The 25,842-nt window shown below is 73.9% G+C and carries 18 protein-coding genes; 10 read left to right on the top strand and 8 right to left on the bottom strand.

The window, feature by feature from the left end; translation table 11 throughout:
* The first annotated feature begins 94 nt into the window (after positions 1 to 94).
* The 7 genes from AC5WRL_RS09060 to AC5WRL_RS09090 all read left to right on the top strand — a co-directional run bounded on the left by AC5WRL_RS09060 (position 95) and on the right by AC5WRL_RS09090 (position 13,953).
* Positions 95 to 1,801, top strand: coding sequence for a glycerol-3-phosphate dehydrogenase/oxidase (locus AC5WRL_RS09060; protein WP_496087840.1), 1,707 nt, complete (start codon positions 95 to 97; stop codon positions 1,799 to 1,801).
* 136 nt (positions 1,802 to 1,937) lie between these two features.
* Positions 1,938 to 4,199, top strand: coding sequence for an MMPL family transporter (locus AC5WRL_RS09065; protein WP_496087841.1), 2,262 nt, complete (start codon positions 1,938 to 1,940; stop codon positions 4,197 to 4,199).
* 135 nt (positions 4,200 to 4,334) lie between these two features.
* Complete coding sequence (locus AC5WRL_RS09070) at positions 4,335 to 5,546, top strand: sensor histidine kinase (RefSeq protein WP_496087842.1); 1,212 nt, start codon at positions 4,335 to 4,337, stop codon at positions 5,544 to 5,546.
* A complete protein-coding gene (locus AC5WRL_RS09075; RefSeq protein ID WP_496087843.1) occupies positions 5,543 to 6,232 on the top strand; it encodes a response regulator transcription factor in 690 nt (229 codons plus the stop codon). Before AC5WRL_RS09070 ends, AC5WRL_RS09075 begins: the two co-directional genes overlap by 4 nt.
* Before the next feature lie 382 nt (positions 6,233 to 6,614).
* On the top strand, positions 6,615 to 8,864 hold the full coding sequence (locus AC5WRL_RS09080) for a serine/threonine-protein kinase (protein WP_496087844.1): 2,250 nt from the start codon (positions 6,615 to 6,617) through the stop codon (positions 8,862 to 8,864).
* Positions 8,865 to 8,976: 112 nt separating this feature from the next.
* On the top strand, positions 8,977 to 12,312 hold the full coding sequence (locus AC5WRL_RS09085; protein WP_496087845.1) for a serine/threonine kinase C-terminal domain-containing protein: 3,336 nt from the start codon (positions 8,977 to 8,979) through the stop codon (positions 12,310 to 12,312).
* A gap of 39 nt (positions 12,313 to 12,351) precedes the next feature.
* On the top strand, positions 12,352 to 13,953 hold the full coding sequence (locus AC5WRL_RS09090) for a succinic semialdehyde dehydrogenase (RefSeq protein ID WP_496087846.1): 1,602 nt from the start codon (positions 12,352 to 12,354) through the stop codon (positions 13,951 to 13,953).
* Between the two features lie 137 nt (positions 13,954 to 14,090).
* Here the strand turns inward: AC5WRL_RS09090 and AC5WRL_RS09095 are convergent, their stop codons facing one another.
* Both AC5WRL_RS09095 and AC5WRL_RS09100 read right to left on the bottom strand, forming a co-directional pair.
* The gene (locus AC5WRL_RS09095) at positions 14,091 to 15,140 is read right to left on the bottom strand and encodes an LPXTG cell wall anchor domain-containing protein (RefSeq protein WP_496087847.1); all 1,050 of its coding nucleotides are present in this window, start codon (positions 15,138 to 15,140) and stop codon (positions 14,091 to 14,093) included.
* Positions 15,141 to 15,749: 609 nt separating this feature from the next.
* Positions 15,750 to 16,022 carry a chorismate mutase gene (locus AC5WRL_RS09100; protein ID WP_496087848.1) on the bottom strand — a complete coding sequence of 91 codons (273 nt, stop codon included), beginning with the start codon at positions 16,020 to 16,022 and terminating at the stop codon, positions 15,750 to 15,752.
* Positions 16,023 to 16,326: 304 nt separating this feature from the next.
* Here AC5WRL_RS09100 and guaA point away from each other — a divergent pair, with 304 nt between their 5' ends.
* Positions 16,327 to 17,928, top strand: coding sequence for a glutamine-hydrolyzing GMP synthase (gene guaA / locus AC5WRL_RS09105; protein WP_496087849.1), 1,602 nt, complete (start codon positions 16,327 to 16,329; stop codon positions 17,926 to 17,928).
* Between the two features lie 92 nt (positions 17,929 to 18,020).
* On the opposite strand, the gene AC5WRL_RS09110 is transcribed toward guaA, so the two are convergent.
* The gene (locus AC5WRL_RS09110; RefSeq protein ID WP_496087850.1) at positions 18,021 to 18,698 is read right to left on the bottom strand and encodes a LuxR C-terminal-related transcriptional regulator; all 678 of its coding nucleotides are present in this window, start codon (positions 18,696 to 18,698) and stop codon (positions 18,021 to 18,023) included.
* Positions 18,695 to 19,996: a PspC domain-containing protein gene (locus AC5WRL_RS09115; protein ID WP_496087851.1), complete on the bottom strand. Its 1,302-nt coding sequence runs from the start codon at positions 19,994 to 19,996 to the stop codon at positions 18,695 to 18,697. Before AC5WRL_RS09115 ends, AC5WRL_RS09110 begins: the two co-directional genes overlap by 4 nt.
* 154 nt (positions 19,997 to 20,150) lie before the next feature.
* On the opposite strand from AC5WRL_RS09115, the gene AC5WRL_RS09120 reads away from it, so the two are divergent.
* Both AC5WRL_RS09120 and AC5WRL_RS09125 read left to right on the top strand, forming a co-directional pair.
* Complete coding sequence (locus tag AC5WRL_RS09120; protein WP_496087852.1) at positions 20,151 to 21,566, top strand: PspC domain-containing protein; 1,416 nt, start codon at positions 20,151 to 20,153, stop codon at positions 21,564 to 21,566.
* Positions 21,567 to 21,572: 6 nt separating this feature from the next.
* A complete protein-coding gene (locus AC5WRL_RS09125) occupies positions 21,573 to 21,818 on the top strand; it encodes a hypothetical protein (RefSeq protein WP_496087853.1) in 246 nt (81 codons plus the stop codon).
* On the opposite strand, the gene AC5WRL_RS09130 is transcribed toward AC5WRL_RS09125, so the two are convergent.
* The 4 genes from AC5WRL_RS09130 to AC5WRL_RS09145 form a co-directional block, all read right to left on the bottom strand.
* On the bottom strand, positions 21,815 to 22,318 hold the full coding sequence (locus tag AC5WRL_RS09130; RefSeq protein ID WP_496087854.1) for a DoxX family protein: 504 nt from the start codon (positions 22,316 to 22,318) through the stop codon (positions 21,815 to 21,817). The genes AC5WRL_RS09125 and AC5WRL_RS09130 overlap by 4 nt on opposite strands.
* Positions 22,319 to 22,350: 32 nt before the next feature.
* Positions 22,351 to 23,592, bottom strand: coding sequence for a hypothetical protein (locus AC5WRL_RS09135; protein ID WP_496087855.1), 1,242 nt, complete (start codon positions 23,590 to 23,592; stop codon positions 22,351 to 22,353).
* Positions 23,593 to 23,653: 61 nt separating this feature from the next.
* Positions 23,654 to 24,817: a C40 family peptidase gene (locus tag AC5WRL_RS09140; protein WP_496087856.1), complete on the bottom strand. Its 1,164-nt coding sequence runs from the start codon at positions 24,815 to 24,817 to the stop codon at positions 23,654 to 23,656.
* Between the two features lie 183 nt (positions 24,818 to 25,000).
* Positions 25,001 to 25,780 carry a DsbA family protein gene (locus AC5WRL_RS09145; RefSeq protein WP_496087857.1) on the bottom strand — a complete coding sequence of 260 codons (780 nt, stop codon included), beginning with the start codon at positions 25,778 to 25,780 and terminating at the stop codon, positions 25,001 to 25,003.
* Positions 25,781 to 25,842: the final 62 nt, after the last annotated feature.

The raw sequence follows: 25,842 nt of genomic DNA on the forward strand, positions 1-25,842 counted from the left end.
GAGAGCATCGACAAGCGGGGTAAGTCCCCGGTGATATCGGCACAGTGATGGGACCGGACGCGAAGAAGCGGCGAACCACCTAGGAGGCGGCACGGTGAGAACAGCGACCCTGGGGCCCGGACAGCGGGCCGAGGCACTCGCCCGGATGGCGGAGCGCGAACTGGACGTCCTCGTCGTCGGCGGCGGAGTGGTCGGCACCGGCACCGCCCTGGACGCCGTGACCCGCGGCCTCAACACCGGCATCGTCGAGGCCAGGGACTGGGCCGCCGGCACCTCCTCCCGCTCCAGCAAGCTGATCCACGGCGGGCTGCGCTACCTGGAGATGCTGGACTTCGCCCTGGTCCGCGAGGCACTCAAGGAACGCGGCCTGCTGCTGGGCCGGATCGCCCCGCACCTGGTGAAGCCCGTGCCGTTCCTCTACCCGCTCCAGCACCGGGGCTGGGAGCGGCTGTACGCGGGCACCGGCGTCGCCCTGTACGACACCATGGCGCTGTCCTCGGGACACGCCCGCGGCCTGCCGCACCACCGGCACCTCACCCGGCGGCACGCCCTGCGGGTCGCGCCCTGCCTCAAGAAGGACGCGCTGGTCGGCGCCCTCCAGTACTACGACGCCCAGATGGACGACGCGCGGTACGTCGCCACCCTGGTCCGTACCGCCGCCTCCTACGGGGCGCTGGCCGCCAACCGGGCACGGGTCACCGAATTCCTGCGCGAGGGCGAGCGGGTGGTCGGGGTGAAGGTCCTCGACCTGGAGGAGAACGGCGCGTACGAGATCCGCGCCAAGCAGGTCGTCAACGCCACCGGCGTCTGGACCGACGACACCCAGGGCATGATCGCCGAACGCGGCCAGTTCCACGTCACCGCCTCCAAGGGCATCCACCTGGTGGTGCCCAAGGACCGCATCCACTCCTCCACCGGGCTGATCCTGCGCACCGAGAAGAGCGTGCTGTTCGTCATCCCGTGGGGCCGGCACTGGATCGTCGGCACCACCGACACCGCCTGGGACCTGGACAAGGCCCACCCGGCGGCCTCCAGCGCCGACATCGACTACCTGCTCGAACACGTCAACTCCGTGCTGGCGGTGCCGCTGACCAGGGACGACGTCCAGGGCGTGTACGCCGGGCTGCGCCCGCTGCTGGCCGGCGAGTCGGACGCCACCAGCCAGCTGTCGCGCGAGCACACCGTGGCCCACCCCGTACCGGGCCTGGTGGTCGTCGCGGGCGGCAAGTACACCACGTACCGGGTGATGGCCAAGGACGCGGTGGACGCCGCCGTACACGGCCTGGACCAGCGGGTCGCCGCCTGCTGCACCGAGGAGATCCAGCTCACCGGGGCAGAGGGCTACCACGCGCTGTGGAACGGGCGGGCCCGGATCGCCGCCCGCACCGGACTGCACCACACCCGGGTGGAACATCTGCTCAACCGCTACGGCTCGATGATCGAGGAGATCCTGGAGCTGATCGAGGCCGACCCCGCGCTCGCCGAACCACTGCCGGCCGCCGACGACTACCTCAAGGCCGAGATCGTCTACGCCTGCTCGCACGAACAGGCCAGGCACCTGGAGGACGTGCTCACCCGGCGCACCCGGATCTCCATCGAGACCTTCGACCGGGGCACCCGCAGCGCCCGCGAGTGCGCCGAGCTGATGGCCAGCGTGCTCGGCTGGGACCAGCAGCAGATCGAGCGCGAGGTCGAGCACTACGAGAAGCGGGTCGAGGCGGAGCGCGAGTCGCAGCTCCAGCCCGACGACCAGACGGCGGACGCGGCCCGGCTCGGCGCGCCCGACACCGTGCCGCTGTAGCACCGCAGGAGGGTTCCGGCGCGGCGCCCGTACTGCGATTTCAGTAGCGCGGGTGTCGGCAGCCGCACGACGACACGGGCGGCCGTGAACGCGAGCCTGGGCAGGTATCCGAAACGCAGATGCGGAGACCCTGCTCATGGCTGTACTTCTCTACCGACTCGGCCGGCTGGCCTTCCGGCGGCGCCGGTACGTCGCCCTCCTGTGGGTCGCCGTCCTGGCCCTCGTCGGCTTCGGCGCCGCCACCGCGCCCGCCGCCCCCGACGAGGGCGGCGGGATGCCGGGCATCGAGTCCCAGCGCGCCTTCGACCTGATGGAGCAGCGCTTCCCCGGCGCCCAGGCCGACGGGGCCGACGCCCGGATCGTGTTCGTCGCGCCGGACGGGCAGCGGGTCACGGCCGACGGCCCCCGGGCGGCGATCGAGCGGGCGGTGGCCGGCGCGGCGGCCGGCGACCAGGTCGCCCAGGTGGTCAGCCCCTTCCAGGCGGGTACGGCGGCGGTGAGCGCGGACGGCGGTACGGCGTACGCGACGGTCACCTACCGGGTGCCGGCCGGCGATCTGACCGAGGCCGACAAGGGCGGGCTGGAAGCCGTCGTCGAGCAGGCCCGCGACGCCGGGCTGACCGTGGAGGTCGGCGGCACCGCGCTGGCCACCCAGCCGGCGGCCGGCGGCTCGGCCGAGATGATCGGCATCGCCCTGGCGGCCGTCGTGCTGCTGATGACCTTCGGATCACTGGCCGCCGCCGGGCTCCCGCTGCTCACCGCGATCATCGGGGTCGGCGTCAGCATGGCCGCGATCCTCGCCCTCGGCAGCACCTTCGGCCTGTCCATGACCACCGGCACCCTGGCCACCATGCTCGGCCTCGCCTGCGGCATCGACTACGCCGTGTTCATCGTCTCCCGCTACCGCGAGGAGCGCGCCAGGGGACGCGCGCCCCAGGAGGCGGCCGGGATGGCGGTCGGCACGGCCGGATCGGCGGTGGTCTTCGCCGGCCTCACCGTCATCATCGCGCTGGCCGGTCTCGCGGTCGTCGGCGTCCCCGTGCTCACCAAGATGGGCCTGGCGGCGGCCGGCGCGGTCGGCGTCGCCGTCCTCATCGCGCTCACGCTCGTCCCCGCGCTGCTCGGCTGCTGGCCGCGCGCCGTACTGTCCAGGTCCGTCCGCAGGCGCGGCCGGAGCAAGGAGGGCGGCGAGCGCAACGGCGGCTCCCGCTGGGCACGGTTCGTGCTGCGCCGGCCCGTCCCCGTACTCATCACCTCGGTGGTCGGCCTCGGCGTGCTCGCGATGCCGGTGCTCGATCTGCAACTGGGCATGCCGGGGGACGAGGCCAAGCCCACCTCCACCACCGAGCGGCGCGCCTACGACGCGCTCGCGGACGGCTTCGGCCCCGGCTTCAACGGCCCGCTGACCGTCGTCGTCGACGCCCAGGGCGCCCCCGACCCGCAGGCCGCCGTCACCGCCGTCCACGACACGATCGCCGCCACCGACGGGGTGGTGTCGGTGTCGGCGCCGCAGTTCAACGCGGACGGTGACACCGCGCTGTTCTCCGCCGTGCCGGACGCCGGGCCCAGCGAGAAGCAGACCAAGGACCTCGTCCACACCATCCGCGAGGACCGGCCCGCCACCGAGGCCGGCACCGGGGCCACCTTCGAGGTCACCGGCACCACGGCGATGAACATCGACGTCGCGCAGAAGGTGCAGGGCGCGCTGTTCCCGTACCTGGTGGTCGTGGTCGGCCTGGCCATCCTGCTGCTGATGGCGGTCTTCCGCTCCGTCCTGGTGCCGCTGAAAGCCGCCTTCGGATTCCTGCTGTCGGTGCTGGCGGCGCTCGGCACGGTTGTCGCCGTCTTCCAGTGGGGGTGGGGTGCCGACCTGCTGGGGGTGGAGCAGACCGGGCCGATCATGAGCCTGATGCCGATCTTCCTGGTGGGCATCGTCTTCGGACTCGCCATGGACTACGAGGTCTTCCTCGTCGCCCGGATGCGGGAGGCGTACAGCCACGGGGACGCGCCACGGGACGCCGTCGTCAGCGGGTTCCGGTACAGCGCCCGGGTGGTGGTGGCCGCCGCGCTGATCATGATCGCCGTGTTCTCCGGGTTCGTCGGCGCGAAGGAATCGATGATCAAGATGATCGGCTTCGGGCTGGCCATCGCGGTGCTCTTCGACGCCTTCGTGGTGCGGATGGCGCTGGTCCCGGCGGTTCTCGCGCTGCTCGGGCGGGCGGCCTGGTGGATGCCGCGCCCGCTGGACCGGCTGCTGCCCCGGGTTGATGTCGAGGGCGAGGCACTCGGGCGGCGGTACGGTGCGGCGCCGGGGCAGCGGGCCGCCGGTGCGGGTGCGGGTGCGGGTGCGGGTTCGGGTGCCGGTGCGGCGGCGGTACGGGAGCCGGCCGACGTCTGACCGCCCCGATCGCCGGGTGAACCCGGGGCCGCCCGTACCGGGACACGGGCGGCCCTGGCGGAGTACCGCCACCGGAACGGGCACCGCGTCCCCGACCATGACAAGGCACCGGCGTCCGAAAGGAGAACCAACCCGATGAGCCGCAGCAGCAGATGGCAGCGCCGGCTGGCCGCCCACCCGCGCACCGTCGACGCGGTCCTGGTGCTGGTGACGCTCGGCTGCACCATCGTCGGCGGGGTGCTCGGCTCGATGGAGCCGGGGCATGAGATCAGCTGGGTGCCCGCCGTACCACTGGCGGTGGTCAGCTGCCTGGCGCTGCTGTGGCGGCGCGACCACCTGCGTACCGTCTGCGTGGTGACGGCCGGCTGCGCCATCGGCCTGGCCGTACAGGGCTACCTGCTCACCCCGCTGCTGGTGGCACCCGTCATGCTCACCGTCTTCTGGATGGCGCTCGGCGGCGAACAGCGGACGGCGAACCGGTACGCCGTCGTCATCACCGTGCTGATCATCATCACCACCGCGATCCCCACCCCGCTGAACCATCTGATCCTCCTCAAGACCATCAACCCCAGCGCCTGGGTGCCGCTGTCGGCGGTGCTGGGCAGCTCCGTACGGCTGCGGCGCGCCTACCTCCAGTCCCTGCACGACCGGGCGGAGACCGCCGAGCGGACCCGCGAGGAGGAGGCACGGCACCGGGTGGCGGAGGAGCGGATGCGGATCGCCAGGGAACTGCACGACGAGATCGCCCACCATCTGGCGCTGGCCAACGCCCAGGCGGGCACCGCCGCCCATCTGGCGCGGGGCGGGACGGACCCGGAGCAGATCCGGCGGATCCTCGACGATCTGGCCGGGACGACGGCTTCGGCGCTGCGGGAGTTGAAGGCCACGGTGGGGCTGCTGCGCCAGGACGATGACCGGGACACGCTCGAACCGGCGCCGGGTCTTGGCCGGTTGCCGGAGCTGACCGGGGGATTCGCGGCGGCCGGGCTTGAGGTGGAGGTGGTGACGGAGGGCGCGGCGCGGCTACTCTCGCCGGCGGTGGACCTGACGGCGTACCGGATCGTGCAGGAGGCGCTGACCAATGTCACCAAGCACGCGACGGTGCGGAGCGCGCGGGTACGGCTGAGCTGGGCGGGGGAGTCGCTGCGGATCAGTGTCACCAATGAGGGCGGGGTGGCGGCTGTGGCTCCGGGGGGCGGTGGCTTCGGCCTGATCGGGATGCGGGAACGCGCCCACTCGGTCGGCGGACAGCTGTGGGCCGGGCCCCGACCCGGCGGAGGATTCGATGTGACCACCGAACTGCCCCTGCGAGCGCGGGGGCCCGAAGAGAACAGTGCCCCCACATGACCATCCGTGTTCTGCTCGCCGACGACCAGGCGCTGCTGCGCGCCACCTTCCGGATCCTGATCGACTCCAGCGCCGACATGGAGGTGGTGGCGGAGGCAGCCGACGGGCAGGAGGCCATCGACCTCACCCAACGGCACCGGCCGGACGTGGTGGTGATGGACATCCGGATGCCCGGCACGGACGGACTCGCCGCCACGGCCGCGATCTGCGCCGAGGGCGCCGGACTTGAGGAAACCCGGGTGCTGATCCTCACCACCTTCGAGACCGATGAATACGTCGCGCAGGCGCTGCGGGCCGGGGCGAGCGGCTTCCTCGGCAAGGACGTCAGCGTCGATGAACTCCTGGCCGGAATCCGTACGGTGGCGGCCGGCGAATCGCTGCTGTCCCCGGTGGCGACCCGGACACTGATCGCCCGTTTTCTGGCCACCCCTGACCCGGAAGCGCAGTTGGCGCCGCCGGAGCGGCTGGCCACTCTGACGGCGCGCGAACGGGAGGTCATGGCGCTGGCGGCGGAGGGCAGGTCGAACGCCGAGATCGCCGAAGAACTGGTGGTCAGCCCGCTGACCGTACGGACGCACGTGCAGCGGGCGATGGGCAAGCTGCATGCCAGGGACCGTGCCCAAATGGTCGTCATCGCCTACCAGTCGGGGCTGGTTCAGCCGCCCCCGCCGTCGTCGTTCAGCTGAAGGTCCGTGGTCGGGGCGGCCCGGGCATGGGTGACAATGGCCCGGGAAGCCGGAGGGGACACGACGCATGGGCCAGGACAGCGGGGACACCGGAACGCGGACCGGTGAGCGGGCCGGCAAGCCGGCCGGTCGGCCGACGAGGTCGGTGGACACGGACACGGACACGGACACGGACACGGACGTGGGCGCGGGCCCGGAGGCGGTGACGGCGGCACCGCACGGCGCGTCTGCGCGCGCCGGTGACGGCGGCGGCGCACCGGCAGCATCGGACGGCCTGACCGGTGCGCAGGCCCGGCCGGAGCCGGTCACCGAACCGGCGACTGTGCAGGGGGCGGCCGTGGGCGCGCCGCGATCCGCCGTTGGAGACCACGAGGAGTTGGCCGTGGAATCGGAAGTCGACCCGAAGCGGAACGCGGACACCGCCGCGCAGCCGGAACGGGCGGCGGAGGCCGCCGCCCCGGTGGACGTGATCCCGGAACCGGCCGAGGAGAGCCGGCCGGCCGGCGGCGAGGGGCAGGCCGGGCGACCGGAGTCCGCGCCGGAGGCGCCGCTCAGGTCGCAAGCGCCGCCGGAGTCGGAACCGGCGGAGGCGGGCCCCGAGGCGGCGTCCGAGCCGGAACCCGCACCGGAACCCGCACCGGAACCCGAACCGGAACCCGAACCGGAGGCAACGTCTCAGCCCGGGGTGCGGTCCGCCGCGGCTCCCGCGAAGGACGCCGAGCCGGCTGCGGACCAGCCGCGCCCGGCCGCGACCGTGGACGCCGACGAGGCCGCCGCCCGCAAGCGGGCCGGCGAGATCGCCGGGCTCACCACGCCACCCCCCGGCCGGCTGCTGAGCGGCCGTTACCGGCTCATCTCCATCGTCGGCCGCGGCGGCATGGGCACCGTCTGGGAGGCCACCGACGAGATCCTCGGCCGCCAGGTCGCCGTCAAGGAACTCCGCCTCACCAACGGCATCGACGACGGGGAACGCAAGCGCCTGATCACCCGCACGCTGCGCGAGGCCAAGGCCATCGCCACCATCCGCAGCCAGGGCGTGGTCACCATCTACGACGTGGTGGACGAGGGTTCCCGCCCGTGGATCGTGATGGAGCTGATCGAGGGCCGCTCCCTCGCCGACCTCATCCGCGAGGACGGCCCCATGCCGCCCGCCCGCGCGGCGGAGATCGGCCTCGCCATCCTCACCGTGCTGCGCGCCGCCCACGACAAGGGCATCCTGCACCGTGACGTGAAACCGTCCAACGTGCTCATCGCGGACGAGGACGGCCGGATCGTTCTCACCGACTTCGGCATCGCCAAGGTCGAGGGCGACCCGTCGATCACCTCCACCGGCATGCTGGTCGGCGCCCCCTCGTACATCTCCCCCGAGCGGGCCCGCGGCGGGCCGCTCGGCCCGGCCGCCGACCTGTGGTCGCTCGGCGCGCTGCTGTACTGCTGCGTCGAGGGACGCCCGCCGTACGACGAGGGCGGCGCCATCGCCACGCTCTCCGCCGTCATGAACTCCCCGCTGCGCCCCCCGCGTCAGGCGGGTCCGCTGGCCGAAGTCATCACCGGGCTGCTGGCGAAGGCACCCGCTGACCGGCTGGACGAGCCGCGTACCCGGGAACTGCTCACCGCCGCGCTGGCGGCGGGGCCGGACAGTCCGGCCGACGCGACGATGGTCGTCGGCCTGCCCGCCGCCGGCGCGGCGCCGGCCGCGCCCGCCGGGCCGCCGCCGCCCGTACCGCAGCGGACGCCCCCGTACGGTGCGCCCGCGGTCGGGCCGGATCCGGCGGCCGGGCGGCGGCGTGCGCTGATCATCGCGGCGGCGCTGATCGCCGTGCTGGCCGTGCTCGGCACCACCCTGGTGCTGTTGCGCGGCGGCGATGACACGGAGGGCCAGGGCCAGGGGCAGGACCAGGAACAGGGACCGGCACCGACCGACCAGCCGCCGCCCACGGACGACGGCGAGGCCGGCGATGCCGGTGGCGGCGACGGCACCGATCCGGACACCTCGGACGGCGGCCAGGAGCAGGGTACGGACCCCGGGACCGACCCCGGGACGGATCCGGGCACCGACCCCGGTACCGACCCCGTACCGCCGCCCCCGGGCAGCGAGCCGGAGACCGGCCAGTCCTCCGGGGCGCCCGGCACCCAGCCGGAGAACGACGGAGACGGCACCCTGCCAGAGAACCCGCAGGGGTACGCCGAACTGACCGACGACGACTTCCGGTTCCGGATGTCGCTGCCCGAGGGCTGGCGCCGTACCGGCATAGCCGGCCAGAACTCCGGCGGCATCTTCAGCGCCCCGGACGGGGGACCTCCGAAGGTGCAGGTTGACTTCAACGCCACCCCTGGGGATGACGCCGCGGGCGCGTGGCGCGACCTGGAGCCGGCGGTGCGGAACAACAGCACCGCCTACCAGCGGATCGGCATCGAAACGGTCGGCTGGCGCGGCTATCCGACCGTCGCGGACTGGGAGTTCGAGCGTACGGAGCGCGGCAAGCGGGTACGGATTCTCAACCGGGGCTTCCAGGTGGACCCGAACCGTGGCTACGCCATCATGATCACGTGCGCTGTCGAGGCATGGGACGAGGAGGAGTGCCGCACGCTGCGCGACACCGCGTTCCGGACCTTCACGCCGCTGCCCTGAGGACTCGGTCCCGACACAGACCGGCTTGGCCAGGAGTTGACGGATCGTGGGCGTGGTATGTCTACGCCCAGTATCGTGAGTGACCGAGTCACGGAAGCGGTGGGGAGGCGGCGTGGATACGTACGCGGGGCGGCTGCTGGCCGATCGCTATCGGCTTCCCAGGACGCCGTCCGAGGCGTTCGAACTGGTCGAGTCTCGGGCGTTCGACACGGCGAGCGGGCAGGAAGTGCTCGTGCGGCAGGTGCCGTTGCCGGAGGTCGTGGACGCCGAGATGGTGGACGAGGACGGCGGCCGGGTCGGTCCGGCCGGTGTGCGGCGGGGGGTTGGGGACCGGGCGACGCGTTCACCGGAGGATCCGGTGGTGCGGCGGGCGCTGGAGGCGGCTGCGGCGGCGGGGCAGTTGCCGGACCATCCGCGGCTCGATCAGGTTTTTGATGTGTTCGTCCAGGGCGATGGGCTCTGGATCGTGAGTGAGTTGGTGTCGGCGCGGCCGTTGGCGGCGGTGCTGGCCGAGGCGCGGCTCGGTCCGTACCGGGCGGCGGAGGTCGCGGCGGATCTGCTGGCGGCGCTGCGGATCGTGCACGCGCACGGCTGGACGCACCGGAACGTGACCACCCGTACGGTGCTGATCTGCGACGACGGTCGGGCGCTGCTGACGGGGCTGGCGTCGGGGGCGGCGGAGGAAGTGCTGTGCGGGTACGACCCGCTGCCGGCACCCCCGGCGCAGGGCCGGCAGTCGCTGCCGGCGGGAAGCGGCGCGGCGGGGGCGGCGGGTCAGGGCGCGGGTCAGGGCGCGGGTCAGGTACCCGGGCCGCAGGGCGCGGAGCCCTGGGGGGCGCCCCCGGTCACCGGAGCACCGTGGACGAGCGGCAGCGGCGGCGAGGGTGCTGATACGCAGCCGGCGGACCGCTACCAGCGCTGGGAAACCCCGAACGAGCAGGCCCCGGCCGGTGCGTCGGACTGGCACGGCGGCGCCGGGGCGGGCCCTGGCGGGGATGGCTCGCAGGGCCCGGCCCAGGGGCCGGGCGGTTCATCGGGCGCGCCGGAGGGCGCTTGGCCCGCCGCGCAGGGCGATGGTTCGGCCGGGGCCGAGGGCTACGCCGGGCAGGGCCCGGTGGGCGCATCTGCGGGCTGGTCCGGCCCGCAGGACGGACACCCGGGTGCCTCGGGCGCCGGTGCGGCTGCGCAGGCACTGGGCGGCGGCCAGGGCGGGCCCTCGGAGGCCGGCCCGGCCCCCTTCGGTGCGGGGGGTGCGGAACTGCTGGGTGGGAGCGGTCGGCCGGGCGATGGCGCGGCCGGGTCCGAGACCCATGGTGGGCATGGCCCGTTGGGCGGGGTTCAAGCGTGGGACGGGCCGCAGGACGGCCCGGTGGGGGCTGAGGGCGGCGGCCGGGGCCGGCCCCCGGAGGCCGGCCCTGCACTGCCGGGTGGGAGTGGTCCGCAGGCCGGGGGCTGGGGCGGGCACGGCCCGTTGGGCTCCGCGCAGGGACCGGGTGCGTTGTCCGGTGGGCAGTTCGGCGCCGGGCCGCAAGGTGGCGTTCCGGGTGGGCAGGGCGCGCCGGAGGGCGCTTGGCCCGCCGCGGGGGACGGCTTTCCGGGGGCGCGGGCGCCCGTTGCGCAGGGCGATGGTTCGGCCGGGGCCGAGGGCTACGCCGGGCAGGGCCCGGTGGGCGCATCTGCGGGCTGGTCCGGCCCGCAGGACGGGCAGCCCGGTGTACCGGGGCCGTTGGGCTTCGTCCCGGGGCAGGGGGGTGGCGTGACGGGGCCGCATGGGCCTCAGCCCGGGCCGCAAGGGGCCGGCGGGCAGCGGTGGGCTCCTGCCGCTGCTGGGGGGCACGGGCCCATGGGGGTGGCTCCGGATCGGTGGGACACCGACGCCGACACCGACACCGACGCCGGGCCGGGGGCGGATACCGCCGATCGGTATCGGCGGTGGGGTGGTGGCGGCGGCTCGCAGGGCTTTCCCGCCGCCTGGGATTTCGAGGGCGGCGAGGGCGCCCGGCTGTCCCCCGAGGAGCGGGCCGCGCGCAGTGGGGCCATCGCCGCGTACCGGGCGGGCACCAGGGCCGGGGCGCACGCCGCCGGATCGGCGGGCGGTTCCGGGCCGGCCGAGCTGCCCGCGCCGGGGCGGGAGAGCCGCGCCGTACGTACCGGGTGGGACCCCGCACCGCGACCCCCGTCGGCCCACGCGGCCATAGAGGCGTCGTCGACGCCCCGCTACCGGGGCCCGGACACCGCGCTCGCCGCCGAGCGCGCCCGGCAGGCGCGCATCATGACGGTGGGCGCCGTCACCGAGCGCTGGGCGCCGGAGCAGGCGGGCCCGGTGCACGACCACTGGCAGCTCGCGCCGCCGGTCGGCCCGCCCGCCGACTTCTGGGCGCTGGGTGCCCTGTTGTTCCGCGCCGTGCAGGGCCACCCCCCGTACCCCGAGGAGCACCCCGCCGAACTCGTGCAGGCGGTCTGCGCCGAGCCGCCCGCCTTCGCCGAGGAGTGCGGCGCGCTGCGCCCCATCGTCGAGTCGCTGCTGCGGCAGGATCCGACCGAGCGGCCCAGCGCCGAGGAACTGCGCGGCTGGCTGCGGTCGTTGCTGCGCAGCGCGCCGGAGCCCGAGGTGGGGCGGCGTACGGTCACCACGCCGTTGCCCGCGCTGGAGCCGGGGCGGCCGTCCGATCCGCGCCGGCTGCCGATCGTGCGCCGCCGTGGTGAGCTGGTCGGCCCGCGCCGGCGTGGCCGGGGGCGCGGGGATCGTCCGCGTCGGCTCGGCAAGGTGCTGCTGACGCTCACGCTGCTGGGTCTGGCGGGTTCGATCGGCTATATCCTGCTGTTTCTCGCCGAGGATCCGCAGGACCGGGCCGGTCCCGCCCCCGAGACCAGCGCGCCACCGGCGCCGTCCCCCTCGCCCGCACCGCCCGCGTCACCGCCCGACGGCGACCCCGACGGCGATCCCGGAGGTGACCCCGACGACGAGCCAGAGCCGAACCCCGACGGGCAGAGCGGCGGGGGCGTTCCGCAGGGGTACGCCGGGCAGGAGGACCCGGCGGGGTTCAGCATGACGCTGCCCGAGGGCTGGCAGCGCTCCACCACCGCTGACGGTGCGGTCGTGTTCTCCGGCGGGGACATCGAGATCGTGGTCGTGCCCGGCCGGGACGGCACCGCCGACTTCGCTCAGGGCCCGATGAACTATCAGATGGAGCATCAGCGGGAGCTGACCGGCTTCCGGTCCGACACGTACGGCACCTCCAGCGGGCTGCGCGAGACCCGGGTCGGCGCGTCCGTCATGGCGCAGGGCGACTTCCGCTGGCGCGCGGACGGCACCGAGTGGATCGCGCACAACCAGGTGATGCAGCTGGGGGACCGCTACCACGTGGTGCTGGTACGGGGTCCGGCCGCCGCCGATGACGAGATCGGCGAGGTGTTCGACGTGGTGGCGGACAGCTATCGCTACTGATGGGTAGGCACGGCGGCACCCCCGCCGTACCCTCCCGCTATGACGACATTGCCGTCCGATGAGCTGTCTGCCGAAGCGTCAGCCGAAGCGTCCGCCGAGCTGCCGGCCGAGCTGCCCGCCGACTTGGTCGCGCGGCTCACCGAGGGAGTGCCGGGCAGCGGCCGTACCGCCTGCCACAGCGCGCTGACCGGCCGGCCGCTGGCCACGCTGCCCGAGGCCACCCTGCCGGAGGTGAGCGCGGCTTTCCAGCGCGCCCGGATCGCCCAGGATCCGTGGGCGCAGTGGTCCGTACGCCGCCGGGCCGCCGTCCTGCTGCGCTTTCACGATCTGCTCCTCACCCGGCAGGACGAGGTGCTGGACCTCATTCAGCTGGAGACCGGCAAGGCACGGCTGCACGCCCACGAGGAGGTGCAGGCGGTGGTGGTCGCCGCCCGCCACTACGGGCGCAGGGCCCCGGGGTATCTGCGCCCCCGGCGGCACCCCGGCGCGTTCCCGCTGCTGACCCGGGTGCGCGAACTGCGGCACCCGCGCGGTGTCATCGGGCACATCTCGCCCTGGAACTACCCCCTGGAGCTCAGCGTCGGCGACGCGCTGCCCGCCCTGGTGGCCGGCAACGCGGTGGTGATGAAGCCCGACACCGAGACCGCGCTCACCGCCCTGTGGGCGCGCCGGCTGGGGATCGAGGCCGGACTGCCGGAGGAGGTGTGGCAGATCGTACTGGGTCCGGGTCCGGTGCTGGGCCCGCAGCTGGTCCGGGAGGCGGACTATGTGACGTTCACCGGCTCCACCCGTACCGGGCGGGAGGTGGCGCGCGGCGCGGCGGGCCGGCTGATCGGCGCCAGCCTCGAACTGGGCGGCAAGAACGCCATGCTGGTCCTCGCGGACGCCGACATCGAGCGGGCGGCGGCCGGGGCGGTACGGGCGTGCTTCTCCTCCGCCGGGCAGCTGTGCGTGTCGATCGAGCGGCTGTACGTACACGAGTCGATCGCCGAGGAGTTCGTGGCGCGGTTCGCCGAACTCGCCCGTGGGCTGCGGCTGGGCGCGCGGCTCGACTACGGCGCGGACATGGGGTCCCTGTCCTCCCAGGCCCAACTGGACGCCGTCACCCGCCATGTCGCGGACGCGGTGGCGGGCGGCGCGACGGTGCGGGCGGGGGGCCGGGCGCGGCCGGACCTGGGCCCGTACTTCTACGAGCCGACCATTCTGGAGGGGGTAAGGCCGCCGATGCTGGTGTGCGAGGAGGAGACGTTCGGTCCTGTGGTGTCGGTGTACCGGTTCGTGGAGGAGGCGGACGCGGTGGCGCGGGCGAACGCCACGCCGTACGGGCTCAACGCCTCGGTGTGGTCGGGCAGCGCGCGGCGCGGGCGCCGGGTCGCGGGGCGGCTGCGCGCCGGGACGGTGAACATCAACGAGGGGTTCGCGGCGGCGTACGGGAGTGTGGCCGCGCCGATGGGCGGCTGGGGTGATTCGGGGGTCGGGCGGCGCCACGGGGTGGAGGGGATCACCAAGTACACCGAGTCGCAGACGGTGGCGCAGCAGCGGCTGGTGCCGATGGGGCCGGCGTTCGGGATGGATGACCGGCGGTACGCGGCGGTGCTGTCGCGGGCGTTGCGGGTGCTGAAGGTGCTGCGGGTGCGCTGAACCCGGCGGGAGGAGGCGAGGGGGCGAGGGGGCGAGGGAGGACGGACGTGGCGAAGGGACCCGCCCTCCGGGGGAATGGGGGCGGATCCCTTCGGTCTGCGTCGGCCGTCAGGCGGCCGTTACCTCGTCAGCCGGGCTCAGGCGATGGTGGCACCGGAGCGGCGGCGGACGACGAACATGGTGCCGGCGCCGAGGGCCACCGCGGTGGCACCGGCGAGGGCGAACATCGGCAGCGTGGACGACGAGCCGGTCCTGGCCAGCTCGCCGCCGACCGGAAGCTTCTCGAACTGGCCCTGCGGGGCAGGCTTGTTGCCCTGCTCCTTGGTGCCGGTGGAGGGCTTGTCGTCAGGGGTGGTGCCGGCGGGGACGATCTCGAAGTCGTAGACGTTCCACTCGCCTTCCTGGCAGACACCCTCGGCGGAGACGTAGACGCCGGTGCTGAGCGCGTAGCCGGAGCCGGCCGGGGCGTCGGCGGCGACCTTCAGGCGCAGCTGGGCCTCGACGTACTCACCGGGGGCAAGGACGTCGGTCTCGCCGAAGTAGCCGTACTGGTCCTCGATGCTCTCCCACGCACCGTCGACCAGCCACTGGAGGTCGATCGCGATGTCGTTGAAGTCGTTGTCCCAGCCGAAGACCTCGGCGTAGGCGTAGAGGGTTTCGACGGGCTTGTCGAACTCGTTGCTGATGCGGTAGGTGAACTCGGTCCACTGACCGGCGACGACCTGGCTGGGCAGGCCGATCAGTTCGGCGTTGATGGGGGCGTCGAACTCCCAGTCGACGCACTCGTCGTCGGGGTTCGGCAGACCTTCGTCGTCGCCGTTGTCCCCGTCGTCGGTGCCCTCTTCCTCCTCGTCCTCCTCGTTCCCCTCCCCGGAGCCGTCGTCCGAGCCGTCGTCCGAACCGTCGTCCGAGCCGTTGTCGGCGTCGTCGGTGTCCTCGGAGTCCCCGGAGTTACCGGAGTTCTCGTCCTCGGGGTCGGGGGTGGCGATCTCGCCGGCGTCGTCGGCGTCGTCCCCCTCCGTGTTCTCCCCGGTCGCGGGCTCCGTGGTGAGGGTGTCCTCCTGGACGACCTCGGGAGCGTCGGCCGGGTCGCCGTCGGCGGCGAGCGCGGGGGAGGCGGCAAGCAGTGCGGCCGGGGCCATGACGGCGGTCACGGCAGCGATCGCGGCGGCGCGGCGAAGATTCATAAGTGCCTCTCGTTGAAACGATGATGACACCGGGTTGGACTGGTCACGCATTCGATCGGTTGTGCCCATCGCGGTTACGGAATGGACACGAGATGCGCATGAGTGGAATGAGGTGCGCGTTGCTGGGCATAAGGAGAGGCCCTGGCCGCCGGCTTGGGGAAGCGGCGGCCAGGGCCTCTGCGATCAGCACGGGCGGCCGGGCGGGTGCCGCCGGTGCTGGGTGCGGTGGCGCCAGGGGCGCCGCCGCCGGAGGTCGGACCAATGGCGAGGGGGATGCCAGTGGTCAACCAGGTCGCGGTATCGGACATGGTGGGGGATGGGGGGCGTTCCGGGCAAGAGCCCGGCCCGAAATCCGTACCGGACGCGTACCCGGCCCGTACCGGCCCGTACCTGTCCGCCCACCAGTCGGCCGGTCCTCGGCGTCCCGAGGACCGGCCGTCAGGGTTGTGACCGGCCTGCTGTCCCCTGCTGCCCGGCCACCCGCACCGGAGCGAGGTCCCACGACGCTCAGGCGTCTCATCGCTCCGGGGACACCACCTTCAACGACCCGTGGGGCGGGCCGGTCACGCGCCGTACGGGTGACGCGCCGCGCGTGCGCGCGGACGGACATCAGCCGCCGGTGCCCCGGCACAGCTCAAGCAGCGTCATCGCCAGCCGGGTGCCCCGCTCGCGGCCCAGCGCGTCCCCGTAGTGCCGCAGGATGTCCATCTCACGCGCCAGATCGACCCGGCGCCCGCCGTCGGTGATACGGATCTGCTGGATCTCGTCCGAGGCGCTCATCCGTTCCTTGATCAGCGCGACGATACGGGCGTCGAGCTCGTCGATCCGCTGCCGGGCGCCGGCGATGCGGGCGGTGGCCGTATCGGCGGGGGTGGTGGTCATGTCGTTGGGTCTCCTCGGTACGGACGGAGCCCCGGCCGGTCACGTACCCGGCGACCACGCGAAGCGCCCCGGGCCGTTGAGCCCGGGGCGCCTGGTGGTCGCTGTGTCGTCAGTTCAGTGCTGAACGCAGCTCGCCGCATGGCAGCCGGCCGGGCCGGTGCCATAGGTAAACAGACGCGCGTGACGAAGCATGCAGCCGAGTATGCCAGCGGGCGGTACGAACCGGCCAGCGGGGGTGCCCGTACGGTCTCGGTAGACTCGACGCCAAGACCCCCGCTCCACCGCACCGCCGAAAGGCCGCCCCGTGGCTTCTGCGTCTCCCACCGCGCCCGCCCCCGCGTCCGCGCCCGACCCCGTTCTCGTCGTCGACTTCGGCGCCCAGTACGCCCAGCTCATCGCCCGCCGGGTGCGAGAGGCCCGGGTGTACAGCGAGATCGTGCCGTCCACCATGCCGGTGGCCGAGATGCTGGCCAAGCGCCCCAAGGCGATCATCCTCTCCGGCGGGCCCTCGTCCGTGTACGCGGAGGGCGCGCCCGGCATCGACCGCGCGCTCTTCGAGGCCGGGGTGCCGGTGCTCGGCCTGTGCTACGGCTTCCAGCTGATGGCGCGCGAGCTGGGCGGCACGGTCGACAACACGGGTTCGCGCGAGTACGGCCGTACCGAACTGTCCGTGGACCGGCCGGGATCCACGCTCTTCGCGGGCACCCCCGAGCGGCAGCAGGTGTGGATGTCGCACGGCGACGCCTGCTCGGCGGCGCCCGAGGGGTTCACGGTGACCGCCTCCACGGACGTGGTCACGGTGGCGGCGTTCGAGAACGACGAGCGGCGGCTGTACGGCGTGCAGCACCACCCGGAGGTGCTGCACTCCACGCACGGGCAGCAGCTGCTGGAGCACTTCCTCTACCGGGGCGCCGGGCTCGCCCCGACCTGGACCACCGGCAGCATCGTGGAGGAGCAGGTCGCGGCGATCAAGGCCCGGGTGGGCGGCAAGCGGGCGATCTGCGCGCTCTCCGGCGGGGTGGACTCGGCGGTGGCCGCGGCGCTGGTGGTCAAGGCCATCGGGGACCAGCTGACCTGCGTGTACGTCGACCACGGGCTCATGCGGCAGGGTGAGAGCGAGCAGGTCGAGAAGGACTTCGTCGCCGCCACCGGCGCCCAGCTGCGGGTGGTCGACGCCTCCGAGCGGTTCCTGGGCGCGCTGGCCGGGGTGAGCGACCCCGAGCAGAAGCGGAAGATCATCGGCCGGGAGTTCATCCGGGTCTTCGAGCAGGCGCAGGCCGAGCTGATCGCCGAGGCGGGCGCGGCGGGCGAGGACGTGGCGTTCCTGGTGCAGGGCACGCTCTACCCGGACGTGGTGGAGTCCGGCGGCGGCACCGGCACGGCGAACATCAAGTCGCACCACAACGTGGGCGGGCTGCCGGACGACATCGAGTTCGAGCTGATCGAGCCGCTGCGGATGCTCTTCAAGGACGAGGTCCGGATGGTCGGCGCGGAGCTGGGCCTGCCGGAGGCGATCGTCCACCGCCAGCCGTTCCCCGGTCCCGGGCTCGGCATCCGGATCGTCGGCGAGGTGACGCGGGAGCGGCTGACCATCCTGCGGGCGGCGGACGCGATCGTCCGCGAGGAGCTGACGGCGGCGGGCCTGGACCGGGAGATCTGGCAGTGCCCGGTGGTCCTGCTGGCGGACGTCCGCAGCGTGGGCGTCCAGGGCGACGGCCGCACGTACGGCCACCCGATCGTGCTGCGCCCGGTCTCCTCCGAGGACGCCATGACGGCGGACTGGTCGCGACTGCCGTACGACCTGCTGGCGAAGATCTCCAACCGCATCACCAACGAGGTCCCGGACGTCAACCGCGTCACCCTGGACATCACCAGCAAGCCCCCGGGCACCATCGAGTGGGAGTGACCCGCACTCTCACTTCCGCCCCCGCCCCGTAGCGGTCAACGGTTGCGCCGCCACCCACTCCTGTGGATGGCGGCGGAACCCGTCGGGGCCGGTCAGACCAGGCGGCGGGCCGTGGCCCAGCGGGTGAGTTCGTGGCGGTTGGAGAGCTGGAGTTTGCGCAGGACCGCCGAGACGTGGCTCTCCACCGTCTTGACCGAGATGAAGAGTTCCTTGCCGACTTCCTTGTACGCGTAGCCGCGCGCGATCAGGCGGAGGACCTCGCGTTCGCGCTGGGTCAGCCGGTCCAGGTCCTCGTCGACCGGGGTGGTGTCGGAGGACGCGAAAGCGTCCAGGACGAAGCCGGCCAGCCGGGGGGAGAACACCGCGTCGCCGTCCGCCACGCGGAAGATCGCGTCGACCAGATCCGTACCGGTGATGTTCTTGGTGACGTAGCCGCGCGCGCCGCCCCGGATCACGCCGATGACGTCCTCCGCCGCGTCGGAGACCGACAGGGCGAGGAAGCGCACCGAGGACAGCAGGCCCGCGCTGCGGCGCAGCACCTCCACGCCGCCGCCGCCCGGGAGGTGGACGTCCAGCAGCACCACATCGGGGCGGGCCGCCCTGATGACGGTGACCGCCTGATCGACGTCGCCCGCCTCGCCGACGACCTCGATGCCGGTCTCCTCCGTGCGGCCGATCTCCGCGCGCACCCCCGCCCGGAACATCCGGTGGTCGTCCACCAGGACCACCCGCGCGCGCCGTTCCTTCGCCGCCGCCCCAGCCGCCGTCATGTCGATCGCTCCATCGTCAGCTCCACCTCTGTCCCCTCGCCCGCCGTGGACTTCACCCGCGCCGTGCCGCCGTGCCGCCCCATCCGGCCGATGATGGACTCGCGGACGCCCATCCGGTCGGCCGGCACCGCCTCCGGGTCGAAGCCGGGGCCGCGGTCGCGGACCGATACGAAGACGGTACGCCCTTCCACCTCCGCGAACACCCGCACCGGACCGCCCTCGCCACCGTACTTGGCGGCGTTCACCATCGCCTCGCGGGCCGCCTGGAGCTGGGCGGACAGCGCCTCCTCCACCGGGCAGTCGCCGACGCACACCACCTCGATCGGCACCCCGTGGTGGTCCTCCACCTCGGCGGCCGTGGCCCGTACCCCTTCGGCGAAGGTCTGCGGCTGCGCCTCCTCCTCGGCCGCCACCCCGCGGCCGGGGTGCTCCGCCGACTTGTGCAGCCAGGTGCGCAGCTCCCGCTCCTGGGCGCGGGCGAGCCTGGCCACCTCGCGCGGGTTCTCCGCGTTGCGCTGGATCAGGGTCAGGGTGTGCAGCACCGAGTCGTGGACGTGGGCGGCGACCTCGGCGCGCTCCTGGGCGCGGATGCGCATGGTGCGCTCCTCGGAGAGGTCCTGCATGATCCGCACCAGATACGGGCCGGCCAGCAGGGCTATGCCGACCACCACGGCCACGGCCGCCTGGAGGGCGGTGCTCAGGTTCTCGCCCGGCTCGGTGGCGGAGCGCAGCCATACGAAGCTGGTGACGCCGAGGCTGACGAGCACGGCGCCGGCCGCCGAGCGCAGCAGCGGCAGCCAGCGGGTGCGGCGGGTGACCTCGGCCCAGTGCTCGCGGCGCGCGTTGTCGGCCTGCCGCCACACCATCGCGGCGCCCACCGCGATGATCAGCAGCGGCCACAGATAGGCGTCGCCGACGGAGAACTGGAGGTTGGCGGCCAGCACGCCCATCGCGGCGGCCAGCACGACGAACGCGACCAGCTGCCCCTTGGCGGGCCGCCGGCCGCGCCGTGCCCGGGCCCGCGCCTGGACGGCCGCCTTCTGGCTGGGGGTGCCCAGCGGGACCACGAACCAGAACGCCCCATACACCAGGATGCCCAGACCGTTGGCCATCACCAGGGCGGCCAGCACGACCCGCACCCAGGAGACCGGCACCCCCACATGCCCGGCCAGGCCCTGCGCCACGCCGCCCAGCCAGCGGCCCTCGGCGCTGCGGTACAGCTTGCGCGCGGGCACCTCCTCGGGCGGCGGCGCGGGCGCGGGCAGCGGGCCGCCCGCGGGCGTGGTGGCGGTGGTCATGCTCCGATCGTCACACGACCGGCCCGTTTCGCACATCAGGGGTGCCCCCCATCAAGGGTGGGGAGAACCCCCGGTCGGGCGGTCCCGGATCTCAGGGATTCCTCGGGGGCGGCCCCGGATCCGCGCTGCCGGTGGCAGGCCGCACCATGGAGGCATGAGCGTGGACGAGCCGGCTCTCCCGGCAGCGGCGGTGGCGACGGCGCGGCTGACGCGCAGCCGCCGGCACAAGGTGGTCGGCGGGGTCTGTGGTGGCCTGGGCCGGTACTTCCATCTTGACCCGGTGCTGTTCCGGGTGCCGCTGGCGGTGCTGTCGGTCATCGGCGGGCTCGGCCTGATCGCGTACGGGATCGCCTGGCTGCTGATCCCGTTCGAGGGCGAGGAGGAGAACGAGGGCCGGCGGCTGCTGTCCGGGCGGGTGGAGGGGCCGGGGCTGACCGCGCTGCTGTTCACGCTGGTGGGCACCGGGCTGTATGTGGCGTCGGTGAGCACCCGTTCGCCGACGATGGCGTTCACGGTGATGCTGGTGGCCGCGGTCGGCGGGGCGGCGTACTGGTCGCGGCGCCGGGCGCTGGCCGGGGAGGACCACCGGGAGCGGGACGCGGGGGCGGCGCGGGCGGTGGCCGCCACCGCGCCGCCGGAGGCAGAGGCGCCGCCGGCCAGGGCGGTGGCGTCGTGGTGGCGGGAGTCCACCGGGGCCGGTGGCCCGGGGGGAATCGGGGGAGAGGGCATGCGGATGTATGGACGGCAGGGGCACTATCTGTGGGGGCCGGCGGACGCGCGGTACGGGGCGCCGCCGGTGGATCTCGCCAAGCCGGGCGGGCCCTGGGCGGCGCCGCCGCCGGGCACCCCGCTGACCCGGCCGATGCCGATGCCCCCGCCGCGGCGCGGGGCATGGCTGGGCGGCCTGGTCTTCCTGGCGGCGGTGGTCTCGGGGCTGCTGACGATGGCCGTCACCTGGTTCCGGTATCCGCTGGGCACGGTGCTGGTGTGCGCCTTCGGCGTGGTGCTGGCGGTGTACGGGCTGGCCTGGCTGGTGAGCGCGTTCTTCGGACGGCTCGGGGCGGGCAGTGTGATCGTGGTGGTGCTCACCGCCATCCTGCTGGCGGGCGCGTCGGTGCTGCCGAAGAACATCACCACCAGTTGGTCGGAGACGACGTGGGAGGCGGTGGCGGCGGACCAGGTGCTGGAGCGGTACGAACTGGGCACCGGGCGGGCCGAGCTCGATCTCGGCGGCCTGGTCCTGGCGGACGGCGAGAGCGTCAGTACCACGGTGCGGGTCGGCGCCGGGCAGATCAGGGTGATCGTCCCGCGGAACGCCGAGGTGATCGTGCACACCAGGATCACCGCCGGCGCGTACACCTACAACGAGGTGCCCGGCTACGACACCAACGGCGGCCCGGACCATGTGTGGGGCGGGATCAACAACGATCAGACGGACAGCTACTCGCCGTCCGCCGGGGTGGGGCAGGTGGGCACCGTCGAGCTGAATCTGGACATGGGGCTGGGGCATGTGGAAGTGGTGCGCTGGGACCAGGACACCACGGCGGCGGCGTCGCTGGAAGGGCGGTAGCGGGCGATGAGTCAGTACCGAGGGATGGACCGGCACCGTTTCGAGCCCGCCCGGCTGGTGCTGGGGCTGTCGCTGCTGTGTGTGGCGGCGGTGGTCCTCGTCCAGGTGTGGGCCCACGACGGGCGGCTGCCGGTGGCGGTGCTGCTCGCGCTCGTCGCCTGGGTGCTGTTGCTCTCCGGCGCGGTGTCGATCATCACGCAGTCGGTGCGGCGCTCCCGCCAGCAGCGCAAGGACCGGGAGAACACGGCTTAGCCGAAGATCAGCGCGCCACGGCGGTGTTCGCGGCGGGCCAGCCGGGCGTCCAGCGTGTACGGGCCGCCGCCGGCCAGCAGCAGGGTGACAAAGCCGAAGAGGTACGGCAGATCGGCGCCGAAGTAGTACGGGGACGTGCTCCAGGAGACGGTCAGCCACATCAGCAGCGTCAGCAGCGCGCCGAGCCCGGCCGCGTACCGGGTCAGCAGCCCGGCCAGCACGCAGCACCCGACGAGGATTTCGGCGACGGCCGCGCCGTGGCCGACGAGGGTGGGCCGGTCGAGGGCGAGATCGACCAGCCAGGGTATGGGGGTGGTGTCGCGGGAGAACTCCAGCAGCGCGATGGAGTGTTCCCGGGAGAACGCCGAGAACGGCCCGGCGTCCAGGTACTTGTCGCATCCCGCGTACAGGAACGTCAGGCCGAGGAAGAGGCGCAGCGGCAGCAGCGCGTACCGGGCGGCGCCGTCGCGCCGCAGATCGAGATCGTGCGTCACTGGCATGGCGGGCGCCCCCTCCGGCGGTTCGGAGTGGTTCAGTCTGCCACCGTGATCGGGTACCGGCCAGACTCCGTACCGGCCGCCGTGATGACCTGGATGTCGACCGGGCCCGGGTCGAGTTCGGCCGGCACCGGGAGCCGCAGCACGGTGTCGCTGGGGTTGGCGAAGCCGCCGCCCGGCACCGGGACCAGCGGCACCGGCACGAGTACGTCGCCGATCCGGACGATCGTTCCGGCCAGCAGATCGGCGACTTCGGCCCCGGCCGGTACGAAGCCGGAGCCGCGGATCTCCAGTTCGTCCCCGTACCGGATCGGGGAGTGCGGCCCGCCCGGCTCGCGGACCCGGACCACCGACTGGATCACCGGGCGCCCGCCCTCGGCGAGCTTGGTGGCGGCGTAGCCGATCCCGGAGACCGCCACCAGCGCGGCCAGCGACCAGGGCGGGCTGGGCAGTTGGTAGGGGTCGCGGGCCAGTTGTACGGCGGCGAAGACCAGCGCGGCGGCGTTGACCAGCACGTACTGCGCGGCGCTGAAGCTGATGCCGCCGGAGTCGTCGGTGAGCGGGTCCAGGGCGCGGGGGCGGTGCGCCCGTACCTTCTGGGCGCGGAAGTGCCGCACCCGGTGCGCCACGGCGTGCCCGGTCCACAGGGCGACGGCGCAGGTCAGTGCCACGACGGTGAGCAGCCCGGCGCCGTGCGGCAGGTCGAGGCCGGCGCGCAGCGCGGCGCGGTGGGCCCGGTCGTCGGTGCCGGCCAGGGTGAGGGCGAGGGTGAGCACGGCGTAGGCGGCCAGCAGCAGCCAGCCGGCGGCGACCGTTCGGGAGGTGGAGATGCGGTTGTCCGCGCCGATCAGTGGCGCGAGCACGCCGCCCCGGGCGCGGTGCAGCCAGGCCACCGGGGTGAGCAGCGCGGCGAGCAGCACGGCGGCGAGCAGCGCGGCGCTACGGGGCAGGGTCCAGCCGGCGCCGATCGCGGTGAGGGCCTGGCCGAGGAGGAGGGCGATGACGGCTGACCACAGGGCGATGGTGGTGCGCTGGGCGCGCAGCCGCAGCCAGGCCGGCCCGGCGGCGCGGGCGCGGTCGGCGACGGTGTGGGCGGCGGCGGTGAGTTCGTCGGAGATCCACTGCCGGGTGGCCTCGGGGGAGTAGGTGAGGGCTTCGGGTATGCCGTGGCCGGCGGCGAGGCGTTCCCGTTCGGCGCGGAAGGCTCGTACGGCGCGCCGGTAGCCTGCGCGGGCGCCGAGCGGGCAGTCGCCTTCTGGGGCCGGCTGCACGGACACGATGGGTTCCCTCCCCCTGCACTGTGGAGGGGAAATTCTGCCCTATCCGGGGTGGTTCGGCTTACGCGGGCCGGGTGGCGGCGGCGAACGGCATGGAGTCCACCGGGGCGGTTCTGACCGGGGTGCCGGGGCGGGAGGCGTGCACGATCTGGCCGTTGCCGATGTACATGCCGACATGGGTCAGCCCGGAGTAATAGAACACCAGGTCACCGGGGGCGAGTTGGTCGCGGCTGACCCGGGTTCCGGCGCCCGCCTGGCTCTGGCTGGTGCGGGGGAGGGAGACCCCGGCGGCGGCCCAGGCGGCCTGGGTGAGGCCGGAACAGTCGTACGCGTCGGGCCCGGTGGCGCCCCAGCCGTACGGTTTGCCGAGCTGGGCGAGGGCGAAGGCGGTGGCGCTCTGGGCGCGGGGGCCGGCGGCGGGGGCGGCGGCCGGGGTCTGAGCCTGGGCCGAAGTGGCCGAAGTGGCCGAAGTGGCCGGGGTGGCGTCGGCGCCGTGCGCCTCCTGGGCGAGCAGTTGCCGGCGTTCGCGGGCGGTGAGGGTTTCCAGCAGCGCCTCGGCCTCGGCGAGCTTGGTCTCCACGGTGTCGCGTTCGGCGTCGGCCTCCTCGCGGGCGTCGGTCAGCTCGTCGGCCAGCTCGGTGGCCTCGGCCCGCAGCCGCTCCAGTTCGCGCAGCTGCTCCTGGGCGCCGCGCACCGCGTCGGCCTGCCGGTCGCCGCTGCGGTCCATGGTGGCGGCGCGGGCGAGGTAGTCGTCGGGGTGGGAGGACAGCGCCAGCTGCACCTCCGGGGGCAGCCCGGCGGCCCGGTACTGGGCGGCGGCGTGCGAGCCCAGCGCCCGGCGGTAGGTGTTGAGCCGGTCGGTGCTGCCGTCGGCGGCCTGGCTGATCCGTTCGAGGTCGCGTTCGGCCTGCGCGGCGGCCTCGTTGGCGGCGTGGTAGCGCTCGGTGGCCGCCTCCGCCTCGTGGTGCAGGGTGTCGATCTGCTCGCGTACCTGCTCGGGCCCGGGCTCCGGCTCGGCCAGCGCCGTACCGCCGCCGGCGACCGCCGCCGAGGCCGCGCCGGCCAGCGTGAGGGTGGCGGTCGCGGTGGTCCGTACGGCACCGGCCGGGCGCGGCCGGCGGTGGCCGGCGGGGAGCGGGGCGGTGGGGGTGCCGGCGGTGGGGGCCGTGGTGGCGGGTCTGCGCCACGGGTAGCTGGGGGAGCCGGGCTTGCGATGCTGGGCCATGGCTGAGGACGGTAGGCGGGGCGGGGGGCGGTACGGGGCCCCTGGAACGGGATTGGCGGCAATCGCTCGATCGGTGATCGATGGTGACCGTTTCACTCCCGGTGATCTGGCCGGGTCGGTTCGGTGTTGGCGGTGGGTGTGATGGTCGTCACGCGGAAGTTCGCGCTCGCCCCCGCAGGGAAGTCACGCGGCGTCGAGCAACTGGTCGATGGTGTCGCGGAAGGTGTCGATCGACTGCGCGCCCACGATGGGGTGACCGTTGAGAAGGAAGGCCGGGGTGGTGGTGGCGCCCAGCTCGACGCCCTCCTCGGCGTCCGTGGCGACCGCCTCGTCCGCCTCCGGGGACTCCATGTCGGCCAGCAGCCGGTCGATGTCCGGCACCTGGGCCGCCGCGGCGAGCTCGCGCAGCCCCTCCTCGGAGAACCGGCCGGTGTCGCGGTGGAACTCCTGCGCGAAGGCCGCGTCGTAGAACTCCCAGAACCGTCCCTGCTGCCCGGCCGCCCAGGCGGCGCGGGAGGCGGCGTCGGACTCCGGACCGTAGACGGGGAAGTTGCGGAACTCGATCCGCAGCGCGCCGGAGTCCACGTACTCCTCGATCAGCTGGTGGTGCACGCCCCGGGCGTGGATGCCGCTGAACGCCGACTGGAAGTCGCTGTACTCGATCATGACGACCGGGGCGTCGGCGGCGCCGAGCGCCAGCGGGTCGTCCGTGGCACGGCGGGCGAGGGCGAGCGCCGGGTGCCCCTCGGGCAGCGGCTGGATCGTGCCGTCGGCCGGGGCACCGGTGTCCCGGCCGCCGCTGCCGCTGCCGCCGCCGGTGGTGAACAGCGCGGCCATCGCCCCGAAGACCAGTACCAGCACGAGCACCCCCGCCAGCACCGCGAAGGTCAGCGGACGCTTGCGCACGGCGTACGGGCGCGGATCGGGGCGCCGGGCGGAGCTGGAGGGCCGGGACGACGGCATCGGAGAACCTTCTGGGACCGGGGACAGGACGCGACACGCTTGCGATCGAGCGTAATGCGGAA

Source organism: Streptomyces sp. NTD107 (assembly GCF_059510435.1).